Raw genomic sequence first — 21,445 nt, 5'->3', positions numbered from 1 at the left:
GGACGGCCGCCCGGATCGGGTTGCCGAGCGCCCCGGGGGGTTTGGGGCGAACGGCCGTCCGATCGGTGAGGAGTGTGCGCGAACGCAGGCCCAGTGCGGCGCTGGGGAAGCCCGGTACTGGTGTCGCCCCCGGTCTCCCGGGAGCGGGGTGTTTCACTCATCTGCAGAAACCGTACGGCAGCGAAAAGGGGACCGACAGCAGGAACGCGCTCCTGCCATCGGCCCCCCACATCTTCTTCACAGTGCCTGCCCGTTACCGGGGGTAGCGGCGGGCTCCTGTGTTCGGAAGCTAGCTCAGACGTCCGTGCCGATGGCCGCGAACGCCGCCTCGATGAGGTCCAGGCCCTCGTTCAGCAGGTCCTCGCCGATGACGATCGGCGGCAGGAAGCGGAGCACGTTGCCGTAGGTGCCGCAGGTGAGGACGAGCAGGCCCTCGGCGTGGCAGGCCTTGGCGAGCGCGCCGGCCGCCTCCGGGAACGGGGTCTTGGAGACCGGGTCCTTGACGAGCTCGATGGCGATCATCGCACCGCGGCCGCGGATGTCGCCGATGATGTCGTACTTCTCCTGCATGGCCGTCAGGCGGGTCTTCATGACGGACTCGATCTTCTTCGCCGCGGCGTTGAGGTCGAGCTCCTTCATCGTCTCGATGGAGCCCAGCGCACCGGCGCAGGCCACCGGGTTGCCGCCGTAGGTGCCGCCCAGGCCGCCCGCGTGCGCGGCGTCCATGATCTCGGAGCGGCCCGTCACGGCGGCGAGCGGCAGACCGCCCGCGATGCCCTTGGCGGTGGTGATCAGGTCGGGGACGATGCCCTCGTCCTCGCACGCGAACCACTGGCCGGTGCGGCAGAAGCCGGACTGGATCTCGTCGGCGACGAAGACGATGCCGTTCTCGTTGGCGAACTTCACGATCGCCGGGAGGAAGCCCTTGGCCGGCTCGATGAAGCCGCCCTCGCCCAGGAGCGGCTCGATGATGATCGCGGCGACGTTGTCGGCGCCGATCTGCTTGGTGATCTGGTCGATCGCCTGGGCGGCGGCCTCGGGGCCGCAGTTCTCGGCGCCGGTGGGCCAGCGGTAGCCGTAGGCGACCGGGACGCGGTAGACCTCGGGGGCGAACGGGCCGAAGCCGTTCTTGTACGGCATGTTCTTCGAGGTCAGCGCCATCGTCAGGTTCGTACGGCCGTGGTAGCCGTGGTCGAAGACGACGACGGCCTGGCGCTTGGTGTACGCACGGGCGATCTTGACGGCGTTCTCGACGGCCTCGGCACCGGAGTTGAACAGCGCCGACTTCTTCGCGTGGTCGCCCGGGGTCAGCTCGGCCAGCGCCTCGCAGACCTCGACGTAGCCCTCGTACGGCGTGACCATGAAGCAGGTGTGGGTGAAGTCCGCGAGCTGCGCGGAGGCGCGGCGCACGACGGCCTCGGCGGAGGCGCCGACCGAGGTCACGGCGATGCCGGAACCGAAGTCGATGAGGCGGTTGCCGTCGACGTCCTCGATGATGCCGCCGCCGGCGCGGGCCGTGAAGACGGGGAGCACGGAGCCCACGCCACCGGCCACCGTCTCCAGGCGGCGGGCCTGCAGCTCCTGCGACTTGGGGCCGGGGATCGCGGTGACGATCTTGCGCTCCTGCGGGACAGCGGTCATAGAGGGCTCCTGGGGGGTGTTTTCGGACGCACTTGTGTCTTTGTCCGCAGGCTAGGCCCGGGGGAGGGGGTACGGCATGCTCCGTTCGGGAGTGGTGCCCGCGTGTCCTTGTCCGCGACGGCCATAGGAAGGAGCCGCCGCCTGTCTTGTGGACGCTGCGGAGACAGGGGCTCGTACGGGGCCCACGGGCGCCTCCGGGCAACTACATTGAGCGACGCAGCGCAGGCACGGGCAGGGGGCAGGGGTTTCATGGACACCGACGGCACGTACGGCCACAGCCACGGCGGCCCCGGTGGCCCGCCCGACGGGGTGAGCGCCGCCGGCCATGTGCCCCGCCCCGCCGGACCGCCGCCCGTGCTCCCGCCCAGGCCGGCCAAGGCTCCCCCGCCCCATGCCCGTGCACCCCGCGCGGGGGCCGGGGGCACGACGGCGGCCCAGTCCCCGTTCGCCGCCTGGCTCCGCGCCCCCCGCCCGGCGGCCGAGCCGGGCATCTGGCGTTACGCCTACGCCCCGGCCGGGCCGAAGCCCGCCGGCTCCGACCGCTCCGTGCTGACCCGGCTCGTCATCGCCTTCCTCGTCTACTTCGTCTGCTGGCGGCTCTTCGTCGCCGGCGAGCTCCCCTTCCTGGGGGCTCCCCTCTATTTCTTCACCCCCTCCGGGTGGTGGACCGACGGCCTGACGCGCGCCCCGGTCGACCACCGCGGCATGGCGGCCCTGGAGCTCTACGAACTGCTCGGCACCGTGGGCATGTTCCTCGTCTTCGCCAAGGTGGGCGGCTGGCGAGCCGCCTTCGACCGGCTGGTCGCCGCCCGGGGGGCCGGGTACCGGGCGCTGGGATCGGCGGCCGCCGCCCTCGTCGTGGTGCTGCTGATCGAGAACCAGACCTTGTCGGTGTACCCCCTGGCGTTCGGGCACCTGCCGTACGCCGAGCTCGGCGGCACCGCCGCCTCGGTGATCACGTACGCCCTCTACGCCCTGATCTACCTCCCCCTCATCCTCGTCTTCGGCCGCCTCGGCGGCTGGGCCGACCTGCTCGCGGGTCTCGTGTCCCCGGCCGCTCCGCCCGCGGCCGCCCCGGACGCGGCGGGGGAGCCGGGAGGGCCGCAGGATCCGGTCGGCTGGCCGCAACTGCGTGCCGCCGGACTGGGGGAGTCCGCCGACCGGCTGGCCGCCGAGGCCGAAGCGGGCCGCATGAACGACGTCGACCTCGCGCGGATCCGCCGCGCCTGGGAGTCCGTGGTGGTGGACCCCTCGCGCCGCACCGCCTTCGACCAGGCCGTGCGGGCCAAGGGCGCGGCCGCCTGCGGCCACCCCTCCGGCGCGCGCGACCTGCCGCTGCGCACCGCCTCCCACGACCTGGCGGTCGCACAGGTCCGCCTCGGCCGGGTCACCGACGCCGAACCCAACCCGTACGAGCGGCGCGGGACCGGGTTCGCCATGGACCCGGAGGTCCTGGGCACCTCGGTCCTGGCCGTCGGCCCCTCGGGCGCGGGGAAGACGGGCCTGCTGGTGCGGCCGGTCGTCGAATCCCTGGCGCTCCAGGCCCTCGCCGGACAGGCGGCCGTGATCGTCGTCGGCGCCGCCGGAAGCCCGCTGGGCCCCGACGACGCCTACGACATCGTGGTCCGCCCCGGTGACCCCGCCTCCGTCCACGACCTCGACCTCTACGGCGGCGCCACCGACCCGGACGAGGCCGCCTCCCTCCTCGCCGACGCCTTCGCCGGCGAGGCGCCGGGGTTCGACGTACGCCGGGCCGCCACGGCCCTCGCCCAGCTCCTGGGCCCCTTCCGGGCCGCGTACGGCCGCTTCCCCACCGTTCCCGAGCTGCGGGCGCTCCTGGACCAGCTGCCGGACGCCCTCGCGGAACTGCGCCGGGAGCTGGAGAGCGGCGGGCACCTGACGATGCTGCGCGAACTCGACGCCCGGGTCCGCCAGCACACCGCCCACGGCGATCCGGGCGCGGCCCTCGCCGACCGGGTGGCGCTGCTCGACCGGCCCGCCTTCCACGGCTTCTTCGACAGCACCGCCACCGGCCGGCCGTTCTCCATGCGTGCCCTCGAACACCCGATCCGGGTCCGCATCGACCTCCCGGAGCGCGGTCACCCCGACGCGTCACGGCTGCTGGCCAGGCTGCTGCTCGTACAGTTCAACGCCTCCGCCGCGGCCCGGACCGACCGCTCCCTCTTCGCCTTCCTCGCCCTCGACGACGCCTCGCACACGCTCACCCCCGATGCCGTACGCGCGGTGCAGAGGCTCCGCACCGCGAACGCCGGCGTCCTGCTCGCGCTGCGCACCCTGGACGACGTGCCCGAAGGGCTCAGGACGCCGCTGCTCGGTGCGGTCGGCTGCCGGATCGCCTTCTCCGGGGTCACCACCTGGGACGGCAAGCGGTTCGCCGACGCCTGGGGCACCGAGCTGGTCGAGACCCGGGACGTCACGAGCCGGACGGTCTACGCCGACCAGCCCTTCACCCGGGCCGTGCACGCCGTGCGCAAGCTCATCACCGGCAAGGCGGTGACGACCGACGCGGTCACGGTGCGGCAGGTGGAGCGCGAGCGCTGGTCGGCCTCGGCCCTCGCCAACACCGTTCCACCGGGGCACGCCGTGCTCTCGCTGACCTCGGTCAAGGGAGAGCGGGTGGCTCCGCTGCTGGTGCGGCTGGCCGCGACGGGCTGAGCCGACCCGTACGAGGTGGCAGAATCGAGGGAGTCGTTCATACGGCAAGGCGAAATTGCCCCGCCTTCCCCCGCCTCTCCTTTCCGCCGTACCCCTCCCTCCCCTAAGGCCCCTGGTACCCGATGCCGCTCACGCTCGCCTCACTCGTCCAGCACTCGGCGCTCAAGCTCAGCGTCCGGGCGGGCGAAGGCCGCCTCGACACCCCCGTGCGCTGGGCCCACGTCAGCGAGCTCGCAGATCCCGTCCCCTACATGGAGGGCGGCGAGCTGCTCCTGATCACCGCGATGAAGCTGGACGCGGAGGATCCCGAGGAGATGCGCCGGTACGTACGCCGCCTGGCCGCTGCCGGGGTCGTCGGCATCGGCTTCGCCGTCGGCGTGAACTACGAGGCGGTCCCCGAAGCCCTGGTGGAAGCGGCGCGGGACGAGGACCTGCCGCTGCTGGAGGTGCCGCGCAGGACCCCCTTCCTCGCGATCAGCAAGGCCGTCTCGGCGGCGCTGGCGGCCGACCAGTACCGCGCGGTGACGGCGGGCTTCGAGGCGCAGCGGGAGCTGACCCGGGCCGCGCTCTCCGCCGACGGGCCCGCCGAGCTGCTGGCGAGGCTGGCGGCGCACGTGCACGGCTGGGCGGCCCTGTACGACACCTCGGGCGCGGTGGTCGCGGCCGCCCCGGAGTGGGCCGCGCGGCGGGCTGCCCGGCTGACCCCCGACGTGGAGCGGTTGCGGGAGCGGCCGGCGCCCGCGAGCGCCGTGGTGGGCGGGTCGGAGGACCGGGTCGAGCTCCAGTCGCTCGGCACGGGCCGGCGCGCCCGCGGCGCGCTCGCCGTCGGCACCGGGGCCCCGCTGGGCACGGCCGAGCGGTACGCGGTGCACTCTGCGGTGGCGCTGCTGACCCTGACCACCGAGCGCTCGCGCTCGCTGCACGACGCCGAGTCGCGGCTGGGGGCGGCGGTGCTGCGGATGCTCCTGGACGGGGAGGCCGAGCACGCGAAGGCGGTGGCCGGCGACCTGTACGGGGCGCTGCTGGAGGCGCCGTTCCGGCTGATCGTGGCGGAGCCGGCACTGGCGGGCACGGCCCAGCCCGAGGGGCTGGCGCTGCTCGCCGACGCGGTGGAGTCGGCGGCCGCCCGGGCGGGGGAGGCGCTGCTGGTGGTGCCGGAGGAGGGGCGGCTGCTGGTGCTGGCGGCCGACGGGGGCGCGGCGGTGCAGGCGTCCGTGGAACACGCGGAGGCGCTGGAGGCGCGGCGGGGGCGGGAGGCGACCGGTCCGGAGCCGGACGAGCTGGTGATCGGGCTGTCGGCCGCCGCTGCGCCCTCCGGGGTGGCGGCGGCGTTCAAGCAGGCCGACCAGGCACTGGCCGTGGCCCGGCGGCGGGGGCGGCCGATGGTGGAGCACGAGGACCTGGCGGCGGGTTCGGTGCTGCCGCTGCTCGCGGACGAGGCGGTACGGGCGTTCGCCGACGGCACGCTGCGGGCGCTGCGCGAGCACGACGAGAAGGGGCGCGGCGACCTGGTGGCCTCGCTGCGGGCGTGGCTCTCGCGGCACGGGCAGTGGGACGCGGCGGCGGCCGACCTCGGGGTGCACCGGCACACCCTGCGCTACCGGATGCGCAGGGTCGAGGAGATCCTCGGACGCTCCCTCGACGACCCGGACGTCCGCATGGAGCTGTGGCTCGCCCTGAAGGCCACCTCGCCCGCCGGGTAACCCGCACTCCACCCCGACACTGACAAAGCGGCGCGGGCGGGGCTCCGCACACTCCACCCCGGCTAAACGCCGAAACCCGGACGGAGTCCTACGGTGGAGGGGACAAGGACCCCGCACACACTCGAAGGGCCGGGATTCGCATGACTTCCACCCACGCCTTCTGGCTCGCCGGCCGCCAGGCCACCGGCGAGGACAGCTTCGACGTCCACTCCCCGTGGGACAACCGGCTCGTCGGCACCGTCAGCGTGCCCACCGACGCCCAGGTCGAAGAGGCCGTGGCCGCGGCGTACGCCGTGACGGCGGAGTTCTCCGCGACTCCCGCCCACGTCCGTGCCGCCGCCCTGGACCACGTGTCCAAGCGGCTCGCCGAGCGCACCGAGGAGATCGCCCAGCTGATCTCCGCCGAGAACGGCAAGCCCATCAAGTGGGCCCGCGGTGAGGTCGGCCGTGCGGTGTCCGTGTTCCGTTTCGCCGCGGAGGAGGCCCGCCGCTTCAACGGCGGAGAGGCCCAGCGCCTCGACACCGACGCCGGCGGCGTCGGCCGTCTCGCCCTGACCCGCCGCTTCGTCAAGGGCCCGGTCCTCGGCATCGCGCCGTTCAACTTCCCGCTGAACCTGTGCGCCCACAAGGTGGCCCCCGCCATCGCCGTCGGCGCGCCGATCATCCTGAAGCCGGCCCCGGCCACCCCGCTCTCCGGTCTGATCCTGGGCGAGCTGCTCGCCGAGACCGACCTCCCGGCCGGCTCCTGGTCGGTCCTGCCGGTCGCCAACGACAAGATGCCGGCCCTGGTGAAGGACGAGCGCCTGCCCGTCATCTCCTTCACCGGCTCCGACAAGGTCGGCTACGCCATCCAGCAGTCGGTGCCCCACAAGCACTGCACCCTGGAGCTCGGCGGGAACGCCGCCGCCGTGGTCCTGGACGACTGGTCCTCCGAGGCCGACCTCGACTGGGCCGCGACCCGCATCGCGACCTTCTCGAACTACCAGGCCGGCCAGTCCTGCATCTCCGTGCAGCGCGTGATCGCCGACGCCTCCGTCTACGACCGCCTCGTCGAGAAGGTCGTCGCGAAGGTCCAGGCCCAGGTCACCGGCGACCCGAACGACGACGCCACCGACGTCGGCCCCCTCGTTTCCGAGGACGCCGCCAAGCGCGTGGAGTCCTGGGTCGACGAGGCGGTCTCCGCCGGAGCCAAGCTGCTGACCGGCGGCAAGCGCGAGGGTGCCTCGTACGAGCCGACCGTCATCGCCGACCTGCCGGGCGACACCACCCTCGCCGTCGAGGAGGTCTTCGGACCGGTGCTGACGCTGACCAAGGTCGAGAACACCGACGAGGCCTTCGCCGCCGTCAACGACTCGAAGTTCGGCCTGCAGACCGGCGTCTTCACCCGCAACATCCAGACCGCGTTCCGCGCCCACCGCGAGCTGGAGGTCGGCGGCGTGATCGTCGGCGACGCCCCGTCCTACCGTGCCGACCAGATGCCGTACGGCGGCGTCAAGCAGTCGGGTGTCGGCCGTGAGGGTGTCCGCTACGCGATGGACGACTACACGTACGAGCGAGTCCTGGTCCTGACCGGCCTCGACATCTGATTCCCGTACCGCCAAAAAGCCGACGGCCGGTGCCCACTGTGCGGGGGCACCGGCCGTCCCCCTTTTCCCGCGGGCGCGGAGTGGGTACGACTCACAGGTAGCACCGGCCAGTAGGCCGGTACCACCGACTCCGGCGGCGAGGTGAGCCCGCTCATGTCCGCAACACAGCCCGTACAGCCCAAGGTGACCGAGCGCGAGGCACGGCAGGTCGCGGAAGCGGCCCGGGAACAGGACTGGCGCAAGCCCAGCTTCGCCAAGGAACTCTTCCTGGGGCACTTCCGGCTCGACCTGATCCACCCGCACCCGATGCCCGCGGACGAGGACGTCCGGCGCGGCGAGGCCTTCCTGGCCCGGCTGCGGGCGTTCTGCGAGACCGAGCTCGCGAACGGTCTGGCCGCGCGTATCGAGCGCGAGGCCAAGATCCCCGACGAGACCGTGCGCGGGCTCAAGGAACTCGGCGCCCTCGGCATGAAGATCGACCCCAAGTACGGCGGCCTGGGCCTCACCCAGGTGTACTACAACAAGGCGCTGGCCCTCGTCGGCTCCGTCAGCCCCGCCATCGGGGCCCTGCTCTCCGCGCACCAGTCGATCGGCGGCCCGCAGCCGCTGAAGATGTTCGGCACGCAGGAGCAGAAGGAAGCCTTCCTGCCGCGCTGCGCGACCACCGCCATCAGCGCCTTCCTGCTGACCGAGCCGGACGTGGGCTCCGACCCGGCGCGCCTGGCCACCACCGCCGTCCCGGACGGGGAGGACGCGTACGTCCTCGACGGGGTGAAGCTCTGGACCACCAACGGGGTCGTCGCGGACCTGCTGGTGGTGATGGCCCGCGTGCCGAAGTCGGAGAACCACCGCGGCGGCATCACCGCCTTCGTCGTCGAGGCGGATTCCCCCGGCATCACCGTCGAGCACCGCAACGCCTTCATGGGCCTGCGCGGCCTGGAGAACGGCGTCACCCGCTTCCACCGGGTGCGGGTGCCCGCCGCGCAGCGCATCGGCGCCGAGGGTGCCGGGCTGAAGATCGCGCTGACCACCCTGAACACCGGCCGGCTGTCCCTGCCCGCCATGTGCGTCGGCGCCGGCAAGTGGTGTCTGAAGATCGCGCGCGAATGGTCCGCCGTCCGCGAGCAGTGGGGACGCCCGGTCGCCAAGCACGAGGCCGTCGGCGCCAAGATCTCCTTCATCGCCGCCACCACCTTCGCCCTCGAAGCCGTCGTGGACCTGGCCTCCCAGATGGCCGACGAGGACCGCAACGACATCCGCATCGAAGCCGCCCTCGCCAAGCTCTACGGCAGCGAGATGGCCTGCCTGATGGCCGACGAACTGGTCCAGATCCGCGGCGGGCGCGGCTTCGAGACCGCCGCGTCGCTGGCCGCCCGCGGCGAGCGGGCCGTCCCCGCCGAGCAGATGCTGCGCGACCTGCGCATCAACCGGATCTTCGAGGGCTCCACCGAGATCATGCACCTGCTGATCGCCCGTGAGGCCGTCGACGCCCACCTGTCGGTCGCCGGCGACCTCATCGACCCCGAGAAGGCGCTCGGCGACAAGGCCAAGGCCGGAGCCCGCGCCGCCGGGTTCTACGCCCGCTGGCTGCCCAAGCTGGCCACCGGTCCCGGCCACGTCCCCGGCACGTACCGGGCCTTCCACCCGGGCGGCCACCCCGACCTCTCCGTCCACCTGCGCTACGTCGAGCGCAGCGCCCGCAAACTCGCCCGGTCCACCTTCTACGCGATGTCCCGCTGGCAGGGCCGCATGGAGACCAAGCAGGGCTTCCTCGGCCGGATCGTCGACATCGGCGCCGAGCTCTTCGCGATGAGCGCGGCCTGCGTGCGCGCCGAACACCTGCGGGCCTCCGGGGAGCACGGCCGCGAGGCCTACCAGCTGGCCGACGCCTTCTGCCGGCAGTCCCGGATCCGCGTCGAGGAGCTCTTCGGCCGGCTCTGGTCCAACACGGACGACCTGGACCACAAGGTCGTCGCGGGGGTGCTCTCCGGCACCTACACCTGGCTGGAGGAGGGCGTGCTCGACCCCTCGGGGGACGGCCCCTGGATCGCGGACGCCACTCCCGGCCCCTCGACTCACGAAAACGTGCACCGTCCCCTGCGCTGACCTGAGAGGATCGGCATCAGGCGCACTGATGTACGGGTGTACGGGTACGGGTACGGGTAGGCGTACGCGCACGCCCACCGGCACGAGGGCAAGGCGGGCAGCGATGTCGACGGCCGTGGAAGACCGGGGCAGCCGGCGGCTGGCCTGGTGCGTGGCGCACGTCCTGCGTCACGCACCGGACCACATCGCCCTGGACCTGCTGGGCCGGCTCGACCGGCCGACCCGCAAGTACCTGTGCCGCGACGAGTGGCTGCCCGCCTCGGCCGTGACGCTGCTCCTGCGCCACGGCACCGAGGCGGACCGCCACTTCATCGCCCGCAACCCCCGCGTCGTCGGGCGGCCCCTGCCCGGGCTGCCCGGCCCCGCCCGGTACGGCCGCCGCGAGACCCCGCCCGAACTGCTGCCCGTGCTGTGCGCGGAGCTCGGCCGGGACCCCTCCCACGCGCCCCTGACCGGCGCGGAACTGATCGGCCTGCTGCGCCGGCACGGCATACGCAGGCCCCGCGTCGCCCTCGACGTCCTGCGCCTGCCGTACGTGCTGGACCCGGCGGAGCTCGCCGCCGAGCACGCCCGGCAGCCGCTGCCGGCGGGCGCCGTCGAGGCGCTGCTGCTCGCCGCGGAGCTGCCCGGGGAGTCCGTCCGCGCGCTGCTCGCCACCCCGGCCGCCGTCCGCGACGGGCGTTCTTGGCACCGGCCCGCCGTCCGCGCCGTCCGGATGGGCCGGCTCACCCACGAGGAGCTCGTCGCCTGCGTGGCCCCGGCCCGTCACGCACTGCTCCTCGGCCACCTCCCGCCCGGTCCGGGCCTGCGCTGGACGCTGCCCGAGCAGTCCGGGATGCGGACGGCCGTCACCCGGGCGCTGACCCCGCTGGGGGACGATCCCCGGCTCTGGTCCGAACTGCTGCGGCACGCCCCCGCCTTCGAGGGACCGCTGCCGGAGCTGGTGGCCGCCGTGGTCGCCGGGGGCCCGCCCGGGCCGCGCGGCGCGGCCGCCCCCGCCGCCCCGGCGGAGCCCGACGAGGCCCTCGTACGGGCCGTGCGCCACCTGGCCCCGACGGCCGCCGAGCCGGCGACCGGGGGAGTGGAGCGGGAACTCGCCCTGGCCAGTCTCGCCGTCCCCATGGAGACCGTGCAGGAGGACATCCGCTGGGTGCGGGACTGCCTGGACCGGTCCCTGCTCACCGGCGCCGACGTGGTCCGTCACAAGCTGCCCGCCTGCTGGGCCCTGGACGAGGACCACTGGCTCGGTGACGTGGACCACCCCGACCGGCACGACCGCCCGGAGGCGGTGCTCGCCGCCCGCGCCGAGGCGGACCGGCTGTTCGCCCTGGCCCTCGGCGAGGACCCGGAGGCCTGGTGGCGGGTGGCCCGCACCCTCCCCGACTTCGCCGGAACCCTGCCGCACCTGCTGCTGCGGGTCACCGACGGGGACTCCGTGTCCACGCGTCCCTGAGTTGCGGCAACAATGGGGGGCATGAGCGACCGCCCAGCCCCCCTAGCCGATCCGCACCTCCTCTTCGACCCCGCGGCCGGCCGGCGGGACATCGTCATCCTCGGATCCACCGGGTCCATCGGGACCCAGGCCATCGACCTCGCCCTGCGCAACCCGGACCGGTTCCGGGTGACCGCCCTGTCCGCCGCCGGCGGGCGCGTCGGGCTGCTGGCCGAGCAGGCCCGCCGGCTGCGGGTGAACACCGTGGCCGTCGCCCGCGAAGACGTCGTACCGGCCCTGAAGGAGGCCCTGAACGCCCAGTACGGCGCTTCGGAGCCGCTGCCCGAGATCCTGGCCGGGCCCGACGCGGCGACCGAGCTCGCCGCCTCCGAGTGCCACACCGTCCTCAACGGCATCACCGGCTCCATCGGTCTCGCGCCCACCCTCGCCGCGCTGCGCGCCGGCCGGACCCTGGCCCTGGCCAACAAGGAGTCGCTGATCGTCGGCGGCCCGCTGGTCAAGGCCCTCGCGAAGCCCGGCCAGATCATCCCGGTCGACTCCGAGCACGCGGCCCTCTTCCAGGCCCTCGCCGCCGGCACCCGGGCCGACGTGCGCAAGCTGGTGGTGACCGCCTCCGGCGGGCCCTTCCGCGGCCGCACCCGCGCCGAGCTGGCCTCGGTCACCGTCAAGGACGCCCTCGCGCACCCCACCTGGGCCATGGGCCCGGTGATCACCATCAACTCGGCGACGCTGGTCAACAAGGGGCTGGAGGTCATCGAGGCGCACCTGCTCTACGACGTCCCCTTCGACCGCATCGAGGTCGTGGTCCATCCGCAGTCCTACGTCCACTCGATGGTGGAGTTCTCCGACGGCTCCACGCTCGCCCAGGCCACCCCGCCGGACATGGGCGGACCCATCGCGATCGGTCTCGGCTGGCCCGAGCGGGTCCCGGACGCGGCCCCCGCGTTCGACTGGACCAAGGCGTCGACCTGGGAGTTCTTCCCCCTCGACACCGAGGCCTTCCCCTCGGTGGGACTGGCCCGGCACGTGGGCACCCTGGGCTCCACCGCCCCCGCGGTGTTCAATGCGGCGAACGAGGAGTGCGTCGAGGCGTTCCTGGCCGGTCGGCTGCCGTTCACAGCAATCATGGATACGGTCTCTGCCGTGGTCGATGAGCACGGGACGCCGGACGCGGGAACTTCCCTGACCGTCGCGGACGTCCTCGAAGCGGAGACCTGGGCCAGAGCCCGGGCACAGGAGATGGCGGCCCGGGCCGCCGTGGAGGCGCGCGCATGACAGCACTCATGACGGTGCTCGGAATACTCATCTTCGTATTCGGGCTGCTCGTCTCCATCGCGTGGCACGAGCTGGGCCATCTCTCCACGGCCAAGCTCTTCGGCATCCGCGTGCCCCAGTACATGGTCGGTTTCGGCCCGACCATCTGGTCGCGGAAGAAGGGCGATACCGAGTACGGGATCAAGGCCATCCCGATGGGCGGCTACATCCGCATGATCGGGATGTTCCCGCCCGGCGAGGACGGGAAGGTGACCGCCCGGTCGACCTCCCCGTTCCGCTCGATGATCGAGGACGCGCGCTCGGCGGCCTACGAGGAGCTCCAGACGGGCGACGAGACGCGGCTGTTCTACACGCGCAGGCCGTGGAAGCGCGTGATCGTGATGTTCGCGGGCCCGTTCATGAACCTGGTGCTGGCGCTGGCGATCTTCTTCGGCGTCTGGATGAGCTTCGGCATCAACCAGACGACCACGCAGGTCGCGACCGTCTCGCCGTGCGTCATCCAGCAGAGCGAGAAGCGCGAGGTCTGCAAGGACGGCGACCCGGTCGCCCCGGCCAAGGCCGCCGGGCTCCAGGCGGGTGACCGGATCGTGGCGTTCAACGGCCACAAGGTGACCGACTGGGCCGCCCTGCAGAAGCAGATCCGCGACACCATCGGCCCCGCCACCGTCACGGTGGTCCGCGACGGGCGGCAGCAGACCCTCCCGGTCAAGCTGATCGAGAACAAGGTCGCCAGGACGGACGGCCACGGCGGGTACGTCAAGGGCGAGTACGTGACGGCCGGCTGGCTCGGCTTCAGCCCGAAGAGCGAGATCGCGCCGCTGTCCTTCGGCCAGTCCGTGGACCACATGGGCGAGGTCGTCGACAACAGCGTCCAGGGCCTGCTCCAGCTGCCCGCCAAGATCCCGGCGCTGTGGAACGCGGCGTTCAGCGGAGCCGAGCGCGAGCCCGACTCCCCGATGGGCATCGTCGGCGCGGCCCGGATCAGCGGCGAGATCGCCACCCTGGACATCCCGGCCGAGCAGCGGCTGGTGTTCTTCCTCCAGCTCGTCGGGTTCTTCAACCTCTCGCTGTTCCTGTTCAACATGCTTCCGCTGCTGCCGCTGGACGGCGGTCACATCGCGGGCGCCCTGTGGGAGTCGGTCCGGCGCACCGTGGCGCGCGTGTTCCGCCGCCCCGACCCCGGCCCCTTCGACGTGGCGAAGCTGATGCCCGCCGCGTACGTGGTGGCCGGAGTGTTCGTCTGCTTCACGCTGCTCGTGCTCGTGGCCGACGTGGTGAACCCGATCAAGATCACCTAGTACGTCCGCAGGTGGGCGGGGCGGCAGGAAAGCCGTACGGGAGCCGGGCACGCTTCGTGCCCGGCTCCCTACGTTCGGGTGTTCCAGGGCCTCGGATGCGTGGACGGCCCCTTGATTGGCGTAATCTCGAAGCCTGGAGCCCGCCGATCTCGGGACCTTGATCCACACCTTGGGGTTGCACAGCAGATGACTGCCATCTCTCTCGGAATGCCGGCCGTGCCGACGAAGCTTGCCGACCGCAGGGTCAGCCGCAAGATCCAGGTCGGCTCGGTGGCCGTCGGCGGCGACTCACAGATCTCGGTGCAGTCGATGACGACCACCAGGACCTCCGACATCGGCGCCACGCTCCAGCAGATCGCAGAGCTGACCGCCTCCGGTTGCGACATCGTCCGCGTGGCCTGCCCCACGCAGGACGACGCCGACGCCCTCGCCGTGATCGCGAAGAAGTCGCAGATCCCGGTCATCGCCGACATCCACTTCCAGCCCAAGTACGTGTTCGCCGCGATCGACGCCGGCTGCGCCGCCGTCCGCGTGAACCCGGGCAACATCAAGCAGTTCGACGACAAGGTCAAGGAGATCGCGCGGGCCGCCAAGGACGCGGGCACCCCGATCCGCATCGGCGTCAACGCCGGCTCCCTCGACGCGCGCCTGCTCAAGAAGTACGGCAAGGCCACCCCCGAGGCGCTCGTCGAGTCCGCGCTGTGGGAGGCCTCCCTCTTCGAGGAGCACGGCTTCAGCGACATCAAGATCTCGGTCAAGCACAACGACCCGGTCGTCATGGTCAACGCGTACCGCCAGCTCGCCGCCCAGTGCGAGTACCCGCTGCACCTCGGCGTCACCGAGGCCGGCCCCGCCTTCCAGGGCACCATCAAGTCCGCCGTCGCCTTCGGCGCGCTGCTCTCCGAGGGCATCGGCGACACGATCCGCGTCTCGCTGTCGGCCCCGCCGGTCGAGGAGATCAAGGTCGGCATCCAGATCCTGGAGTCGCTGAACCTCAAGCCGCGCCGCCTGGAGATCGTCTCCTGCCCCTCCTGCGGCCGCGCCCAGGTGGACGTCTACAAGCTGGCCGAGGAGGTCACGGCGGGCCTCACGGGCATGGAGGTCCCGCTGCGCGTCGCGGTCATGGGCTGCGTCGTGAACGGCCCGGGCGAGGCCCGCGAGGCCGACCTCGGCGTCGCCTCCGGCAACGGCAAGGGGCAGATCTTCGTGAAGGGCGAGGTCATCAAGACCGTCCCCGAATCGAAGATCGTGGAGACCCTCATCGAAGAGGCGATGAAGATCGCCGAGCAGATGGAGAAGGACGGCATCGCCTCCGGCGAGCCCACCGTCGCCATCGGCGTCTGAGCACGGCGTCCGCCGGGCCCCGGCCCGGCTCCCGCACGTATCGGCCCCGGCCCCGTTCCCGCAGCTCGCGGGCGGGGCCGGGGCTCTTTCGTGACCCGTGGGACCAGGCATCCTCCGGTGGCGGCGGGTACAGTGCGGAGATCAGCAGACTTGTATGGTGAGGCCCCAGTGTTGACGCAGACCACCACCCGGGTCCTTGAGCCCAGTGATCTCGACGCAGCCCTCGAAGTCCTCGGGCGCGAGCCGGTCGAGAACGCCTTCGTCACCTCCCGGGTCCAGGTCGCCGGACTCGACCCGTGGCGCCTGGGCGGCGAGATGTGGGGCTACTACGCCGACGGCCGGCTGCGCTCCCTCTGCTACGCCGGCGCCAACCTGGTCCCCGTCTGCGCCGAACCCGACGCCGTCCGCGCCTTCGCCGACCGGGCCCGTCGCACCGGCCGCCGCTGCTCCTCCATCGTCGGCCCCGCCGAGGCCACCCGGCTGCTGTGGCGGATCCTGGAACCCAGCTGGGGACCCGCCCGTGACGTCCGCTCCCACCAGCCGCTCATGGTCACCGAGCAGCCGTCCGCCGACGTGCGCCCCGATCCGATGGTGCGGCGGATCCGCAAGGACGAGATGGACCTGATCATGCCCGCCTGCGTGGCCATGTTCACCGAAGAGGTCGGCGTCTCGCCGATGGCGGGCGACGGCGGGCTGCTCTACCAGGCCCGCGTCGCCGAGCTGGTCGCCGCCGGCCGCTCCTTCGCCCGCGTCGAGGACGGCAAGGTCGTCTTCAAGGCCGAGATCGGCGCCGCGACCGCCCGCGCCTGCCAGGTCCAGGGCGTGTGGGTGGCCCCCGAGTTCCGCGGCCGCGGGCACTCCGAGACCGGCATGGCCGCCGTCGTCGACCACGCGCTGCGCGACGTCGCCCCCGTGGTCAGCCTCTACGTGAACGACTTCAACACCGCCGCCCGCGCCGCCTACCACCGCGTCGGCTTCCGCGAGGTGGGCGCGTTCATGAGCGTGCTGTTCTGAGGTGAGCCCGCCGCACTCCGCCGGCCGTGTCCCGGCCCGCGGTCCGGGCGGGGACGGGGGCCGTACGGACGGCGAGGGGGAACGCCCAGTAAGGTCGCGGCATGCTGCCTACCCCCGAGGGCGACGGCCCCGACCGGCCCGCCGGACTCCGCATCGGTCCCCTCGACCTCGCCGACCGCGTGGACGAGGCCCTGCGCGTGCAGGCCGTGGCCTTCGGGCTCAGCCCGGAGGAGGTCGGCATCCGGCGCTACATCGTGCAGCGCCACATGACCTGCCGCGGAGCCCGCGCCCTCGGCGCGTTCACCGAGGACGGGGCCCTCGCCGGGTTCGTGTACGGCATGCCCAACGACCGTGCGTACTGGTGGTCCTCGGTCGTCGAGCCGTATCTGCGGACCGAGGGCCAGGACGGCTGGCTCGACGGCTCCTTCGTCATCACCGAACTGCACGTCCACCCCGGTTTCCAGGGCCGCGGCGTCGGCCGCACCCTCATCACCCGGCTCACCGACGCCGCCGGGGAACCCCGCTCCATCCTCTCCGCCATCGACACCGAGAGCCCGGCCCGCGGCCTCTACCGCGCTCTCGGCTACACGGACCTGGCCCGTCAGGTGCACTTCCCGAGCGCGAGCCTCCCGTACGCCGTGATGGGCGCCCCGCTGCCGCTGCGCCGCCCCTGAAACGGGTTTCCGGGGGGCCGGGCGCCCCCGGTAGCCTCCCGGCATGTCATCGCAACACGTGCAGCGCATGTCCCGCCTCATGGCCAAGACCCTCCGCGAGGACCCGGCCGACGCCGAGACCCTCAGCCACCGGCTCCTCGTCCGCGCCGGATACGTCCGCCGCAGCTCCGCCGGCGTGTGGACCTGGCTGCCGCTCGGCAAGAAGGTCCTCGACAACGTCTCGCGCATCGTCCGCGAGGAGATGGACGCCATCGGCGCCCAGGAGGTGCTGCTCCCGGCGCTGCTGCCGAAGGAGCCGTACGAGGTCAGCGGGCGCTGGTCGGAGTACGGGGACCTGCTCTTCCGGCTCAAGGACCGCAAGGGCGCGGACTACCTGCTCGGCCCCACCCACGAGGAGATCTTCACCCTCGTGGTGAAGGACCAGTGCACGTCCTACAAGGACCTGCCGGTCATGCTCTACCAGATCCAGACCAAGTACCGCGACGAGGCCCGGCCCCGGTCGGGCGTGCTGCGCGGCCGCGAGTTCCAGATGAAGGACTCGTACTCCTTCGACGTGAGCGACGAGGGCCTCGCCGAGTCCTACGCCCTCCACCGGGCCGCGTACCAGCGGATCTTCGAGCGTCTCGGCCTGGACCACCGCATCGTGTCCGCGGTCTCGGGCGCGATGGGCGGCTCGGCTTCGGAGGAGTTCCTCGCGCCCGCCGCGGCGGGCGAGGACACCTTCGTGGACTGCCCGTCCTGCGACTACGCGGCCAACACCGAGGCCGTGACCTTCGCACTGGCCCCGGTGGAGGCCGGGTACCCGGCGATCGAGGAGGTCGACACCCCCGACACCCCGACGATCGAGACCCTCGCCGCGCACCTCGGCGTGCCCGCGTCGGCCACGCTGAAGAACCTCCTGGTGAAGGTCGACGGCGAGATCACGGCCGTGGGCGTGCCCGGCGACCGCGAGGTGGACCTCGGCAAGCTGGGCGAGCATCTGGCCCCGGCCGTGGTGGAGTTGGTGACCGCCGAGGACTTCACCGGCCGCCCCGACCTGGTGCGCGGCTACGTGGGCCCGCAGGGTCTCGGCAAGGTCCGCTACCTCGCCGACCCCCGTGTCGCGCCCGGCACTTCGTGGGTGACCGGCGCCAACAAGGCCGATACGCACGCCCGGAACGTGGTCTGCGGACGGGACTTCGAGGTCGACCGGTACCTGGACGTGGTCGTCGTCGAGCCCGGCGACCCCTGCCCGCGCTGCGGCGCCGGGCTCCGGCTGGACCGGGCGATCGAGATCGGGCACATCTTCCAGCTGGGCCGCAAGTACGCGGACGCCTTCGGGCTGGACGTGCTCGGGCGCGAGGGCAAGCCGGTGCGGGTCACGATGGGTTCGTACGGCATCGGCGTCTCGCGGGCGGTGGCCGCGCTGGCCGAACAGACCGCCGACGACAAGGGCCTGGCCTGGCCGGCGGCGGTGGCCCCGGCCGACGTCCACGTGGTGGCGGCGGGCAAGGCCGTACAGCTCGCGCTGGCCGAGCGGGCGGCCGAAACCCTGGCCGGGTCCGGGCTGCGGGTCCTGCTGGACGACCGCGCGGGGCTGTCCCCGGGCGTGAAGCTCACGGACGCCGAGCTGATCGGCGTCCCGTGGATCCTGGTGGCCGGCCGCCGCTCCGCCGACGAGGTCGTCGAACTCCAGCACCGCGCCACGGGCACCCGCGAGGAACTCCCCCTGGCGGAGGCCCTCGCCCGGCTGGCGGCGTAGGTCAGTCCGCCTCCGGTTCGTCTTCCGGTTCGGCCTGCGGTGCCTCCTGCGGTGCGTCCTGCGCGCCGGGCGCGTCCCCGGCGACCTGGGGCGGGGGCGTTGAGGGGGGCGGCGGGGCGGTGACCCCGGGCAGGGGCTGCGGCTTCGCCTCCGCCCCGCCCGGCGGCGGGGCCGCGCGCTCCAGGAAACGCAGCAGCTCCACCGGGAACGGCAGGACCAGGGTGGAGTTCTTCTCGGCGGCCACCGCCACGACCGTCTGCAACAGCCGCAGTTGCAGCGCCGCCGGCTGCTCCGACATCACCGCCGCGGCCTCGGCCAGCTTCCTCGAAGCCTGCAGCTCCGCATCGGCGTTGATGACGCGCGCCCGCCGCTCGCGGTCCGCCTCCGCCTGCCGGGCCATCGACCGCTTCATCGTCTCCGGCAGCGAGACGTCCTTGATCTCGACCCGGTCGATCTGCACGCCCCACCCCACCGCCGGGCTGTCGATCATCAGCTCCAGCCCCTGGTTCAGCTGCTCCCGGTTGGACAGCAGATCGTCCAGATCGGACTTGCCGATGATGGAGCGCAGCGAGGTCTGCGCCATCTGGGAGACCGCGAAGCGGTAGTCCTCGACCTCGATGATCGCGTTCGCCGGGTCCACGACCTTGAAGTACACGACCGCGTCCACCCGCACCGTGACGTTGTCCCGCGTGATGCCTTCCTGGGCGGGCACCGGCAGCGTCACGATCTGCATGTTCACTTTGTGCAGGCGGTCGACGAACGGCAGGATCATGGTGAAGCCCGGCCCGCGGATGCCCTCCCGCAGCCGGCCGAAGCGGAAGACCAGGCCCCGCTCGTACTGCCGCACCACGCGTGCGGCCACACCCGAGTACACCGCGACTCCCGCGGCCGCCGCGAGTCCCGCTGTCAGCAGTTCCTGGAGCATGACGGCCTCCTGCGAGGCGCCGGCCGATGTCCACGGGGCACCCCGTATCTACGGTATGCCCTACAACCAGGCCGCGAATTCCAGCAGCAGCTCCGCGTCCCGGCGCCGACCCGCGGCCAGTGCCCGGTTGCCGGACTCCACCGCGCGGAACAGCGTCCAGCCGCGCAGCCGCTCCCGGTCCACCTCCAGGGAATCGGCCAGCTTGTTCACCCGGCGCCGGGCCCCCGCCGCCCCCGCCGAGGAGGCGACCTGGTCCTCCAGCCGGTCCCGGACCAGCCGCGCCAGGTCGTACGCGCGGTCCCCGATCAGCGGATCGGGCCCCACGGCGAGCCACGGCGCCCGCTCGCCCGCCAGCACCTTGCCCTGCCGGAAGTTCCCGTGCAGCAGCAGTTCCTCGCCCGGCAGCGCCGTCAGCTCCTCGCGGACCGCGAGCGCCGCCGATGCCAGCGCCGCGATCTCCGGCGGGGCCTTGCGCAGCACCTCCGCCTGCTGCCCGGTGCGCTGCGCCACCGTCTCGAACGGATGCCCGGCCGGCGGGGCCACCCACAGCCTGCGCAGCGTTCCGCACGCCTCCAGCAGGGCCTTCGCCTCCGGGAGCGAGCGCAGCGAAACCTCCGGGTGGAGCCGCTCCAGGAGCAGCGCCCCGTCCTCCTCGTGGTGGCGGGTGTCGAGGACCCGTACGGACCCGAAACCGCCCCAGTGAGCCAGCGCCGCCAGCTCCCGGTCGGGCCGGGCCTGCGGGGGAGTCAGTTTCAGCGCGGCCGGGGTGCCGTCGGCGTAGTGGACGAGGAGGACCAGACTGCTCCGCCCGCCGGGGGCCTGCACCCGCTGGGCCCGTACCCCACGCCGTGCCAGCGCCTCCTCGGCGAGGCGGGGCAACTGCCCCAGCCAGTCCGCGTTCTGCGCCGATTCCGGCGTCTCGCCGAGCGCCCGTACAAGCCGCTGCGGCGGTTCGAAAGCCATGCGTGCGTGATCCCTTTCAGCTGGTCCGGGCTCGTTCTCCGCGTTCCGTGAGCCCAGGGAAGGCTACGCCGACCCCGCGCCAGCGTGCCGCGCGCACGGCCGCGGCGCTCAGCGCGTCCGCCGCCTCGCGGCGCAGCCGGCCGTCCGCGGCCCGCACGAGATCGGAGTAGGCGCCCGCCACCCGGTCCTCGATCTCGGCGGCCAGCCGTTCGGCGTCGGCCGGGGCGCGCACCTCGAACGGCAGCGCGTACGCCGCCTCGGCGGGCCTCGGCGAGCCGCCCAGCTCGCGTACGGTCCGGGCGAGCGCGTCCCGGCGGGCGAGGTGGCCGCCGTACGCCTCGCGGGCTTCGGCGGCGCGGGCGGCGGCGGTCCGGGCGCCGATGACCCCGTAGCCGTAGGCGGCCGCGTGCTCGGCGGCGAGCGCGGCCTGAGCCGCCTCCAGGGCGCGGCTCGCGGAGGAGGGTTCGGCGGTCACGGCTTGTCTCCCTGGGGCGAGGTCAGCAGGTAGGCGTGTACGGCGCCGCAGGCGGCCACCGACGCCAGCAGCCGGGCCAGCTCCCCGGGCGCCCCGGCCAGGGTGACGGTCCGCGCCTCGGCGAGGCTCCGCTCGGCGTCCGCGAGAGCGGTCAGGGCCTCTTCGGGCTTGGGCGGCACGGGATCGGCGCTCACCACGGGGGCCCCGGCCGCGGCGGCCGAGGACGACGCGGACGGCGATGCTCCGCTCGGGCTCCTGGAGGTCGCGGGGCCCGGCGAGGCCAGCGCCCCGACGTGCGCGGCGACCGAGGAGCGCAGCGGAGCGAGGCGCGCGGCCAGGGCCGGATGGGCGGCGGCGGTGGCGTCGTAACGTTCCAGCAACCGTTCGCTCTCCCGAACGGCGCTCTCGCGCATCCGCCGTTCGAGTGGAACCGCGGTGTCGGCGGCCGGCGAGCCGGACCCGTCGGAACACCCGGTGAGCAGCGCGGCGCCGGCCACGCCGGCGGCGCCGGCGAGCAGGCTCCTGCGAGAGGGCCGCGAAGGCGGAGTCCAGGGCACGGCGACGTCCTCGA

16 protein-coding genes are annotated in these 21,445 nt (G+C 73.2%); 11 read left to right on the top strand and 5 right to left on the bottom strand.

From position 1 onward, the window contains the following. Positions 1-294: 294 nt before the first annotated feature. The gene (gabT, locus tag AB0M92_RS05805; RefSeq protein ID WP_366100855.1) at positions 295-1,641 is read right to left on the bottom strand and encodes a 4-aminobutyrate--2-oxoglutarate transaminase; all 1,347 of its coding nucleotides are present in this window, start codon (positions 1,639-1,641) and stop codon (positions 295-297) included. A 249-nt stretch (positions 1,642-1,890) separates the two neighbouring features. Between gabT and AB0M92_RS05800 the strand changes: the two genes are divergently transcribed. From AB0M92_RS05800 to AB0M92_RS05750, 11 genes are all read left to right on the top strand, one after another. Continuing rightward, positions 1,891-4,317: an ATP/GTP-binding protein gene (locus AB0M92_RS05800; RefSeq protein WP_366100854.1), complete on the top strand. Its 2,427-nt coding sequence runs from the start codon at positions 1,891-1,893 to the stop codon at positions 4,315-4,317. A gap of 122 nt (positions 4,318-4,439) precedes the next feature. Beyond that, positions 4,440-6,020, top strand: a complete 1,581-nt coding sequence (locus AB0M92_RS05795; protein WP_366100853.1) for a PucR family transcriptional regulator — start codon at positions 4,440-4,442, stop codon at positions 6,018-6,020. 140 nt (positions 6,021-6,160) lie between these two features. Continuing rightward, entirely contained in the window at positions 6,161-7,606 is a 1,446-nt protein-coding gene (locus AB0M92_RS05790; protein ID WP_366100852.1) for an aldehyde dehydrogenase family protein, read from the top strand. Between the two features lie 153 nt (positions 7,607-7,759). Continuing rightward, positions 7,760-9,712 carry an acyl-CoA dehydrogenase family protein gene (locus AB0M92_RS05785; protein ID WP_366100851.1) on the top strand — a complete coding sequence of 651 codons (1,953 nt, stop codon included), beginning with the start codon at positions 7,760-7,762 and terminating at the stop codon, positions 9,710-9,712. Between the two features lie 103 nt (positions 9,713-9,815). Beyond that, positions 9,816-11,165, top strand: a complete 1,350-nt coding sequence (locus AB0M92_RS05780; RefSeq protein WP_366100850.1) for a hypothetical protein — start codon at positions 9,816-9,818, stop codon at positions 11,163-11,165. Positions 11,166-11,186: 21 nt separating this feature from the next. Beyond that, positions 11,187-12,440, top strand: coding sequence for a 1-deoxy-D-xylulose-5-phosphate reductoisomerase (gene dxr / locus AB0M92_RS05775; RefSeq protein WP_366100849.1), 1,254 nt, complete (start codon positions 11,187-11,189; stop codon positions 12,438-12,440). Further along, complete coding sequence (locus tag AB0M92_RS05770; RefSeq protein WP_366100848.1) at positions 12,437-13,738, top strand: site-2 protease family protein; 1,302 nt, start codon at positions 12,437-12,439, stop codon at positions 13,736-13,738. Before dxr ends, AB0M92_RS05770 begins: the two co-directional genes overlap by 4 nt. Before the next feature lie 186 nt (positions 13,739-13,924). Next, entirely contained in the window at positions 13,925-15,082 is a 1,158-nt protein-coding gene (gene ispG / locus AB0M92_RS05765) for a flavodoxin-dependent (E)-4-hydroxy-3-methylbut-2-enyl-diphosphate synthase (RefSeq protein ID WP_053693180.1), read from the top strand. A gap of 168 nt (positions 15,083-15,250) precedes the next feature. After that, complete coding sequence (locus AB0M92_RS05760) at positions 15,251-16,096, top strand: GNAT family N-acetyltransferase (protein ID WP_366100847.1); 846 nt, start codon at positions 15,251-15,253, stop codon at positions 16,094-16,096. Between the two features lie 101 nt (positions 16,097-16,197). Further along, entirely contained in the window at positions 16,198-16,770 is a 573-nt protein-coding gene (locus AB0M92_RS05755) for a GNAT family N-acetyltransferase (protein ID WP_366100846.1), read from the top strand. Between the two features lie 43 nt (positions 16,771-16,813). After that, the gene (locus AB0M92_RS05750; RefSeq protein WP_366100845.1) at positions 16,814-18,511 is read left to right on the top strand and encodes a proline--tRNA ligase; all 1,698 of its coding nucleotides are present in this window, start codon (positions 16,814-16,816) and stop codon (positions 18,509-18,511) included. 1 nt (position 18,512) lies between these two features. Here AB0M92_RS05750 and AB0M92_RS05745 read toward each other — a convergent pair whose 3' ends face one another. The 4 genes from AB0M92_RS05745 to AB0M92_RS05730 are packed head-to-tail and all read right to left on the bottom strand — an operon-like array spanning position 18,513 to position 21,431. Beyond that, the gene (locus AB0M92_RS05745) at positions 18,513-19,436 is read right to left on the bottom strand and encodes a slipin family protein (protein WP_366100844.1); all 924 of its coding nucleotides are present in this window, start codon (positions 19,434-19,436) and stop codon (positions 18,513-18,515) included. A 60-nt stretch (positions 19,437-19,496) separates the two neighbouring features. Next, positions 19,497-20,399, bottom strand: a complete 903-nt coding sequence (locus tag AB0M92_RS05740; protein WP_366100843.1) for an aminoglycoside phosphotransferase family protein — start codon at positions 20,397-20,399, stop codon at positions 19,497-19,499. A gap of 16 nt (positions 20,400-20,415) precedes the next feature. After that, complete coding sequence (locus AB0M92_RS05735) at positions 20,416-20,874, bottom strand: ferritin-like domain-containing protein (protein ID WP_366100842.1); 459 nt, start codon at positions 20,872-20,874, stop codon at positions 20,416-20,418. Further along, a complete protein-coding gene (locus tag AB0M92_RS05730) occupies positions 20,871-21,431 on the bottom strand; it encodes a hypothetical protein (RefSeq protein WP_366101151.1) in 561 nt (186 codons plus the stop codon). Before AB0M92_RS05730 ends, AB0M92_RS05735 begins: the two co-directional genes overlap by 4 nt. Positions 21,432-21,445: the final 14 nt, after the last annotated feature.

This window comes from Streptomyces sp. NPDC051582 (genome assembly GCF_040681715.1).
In the GTDB taxonomy this organism is placed as follows: domain Bacteria; phylum Actinomycetota; class Actinomycetes; order Streptomycetales; family Streptomycetaceae; genus Streptomyces.
This window is presented reverse-complemented; position numbering and strand designations above follow the sequence as displayed.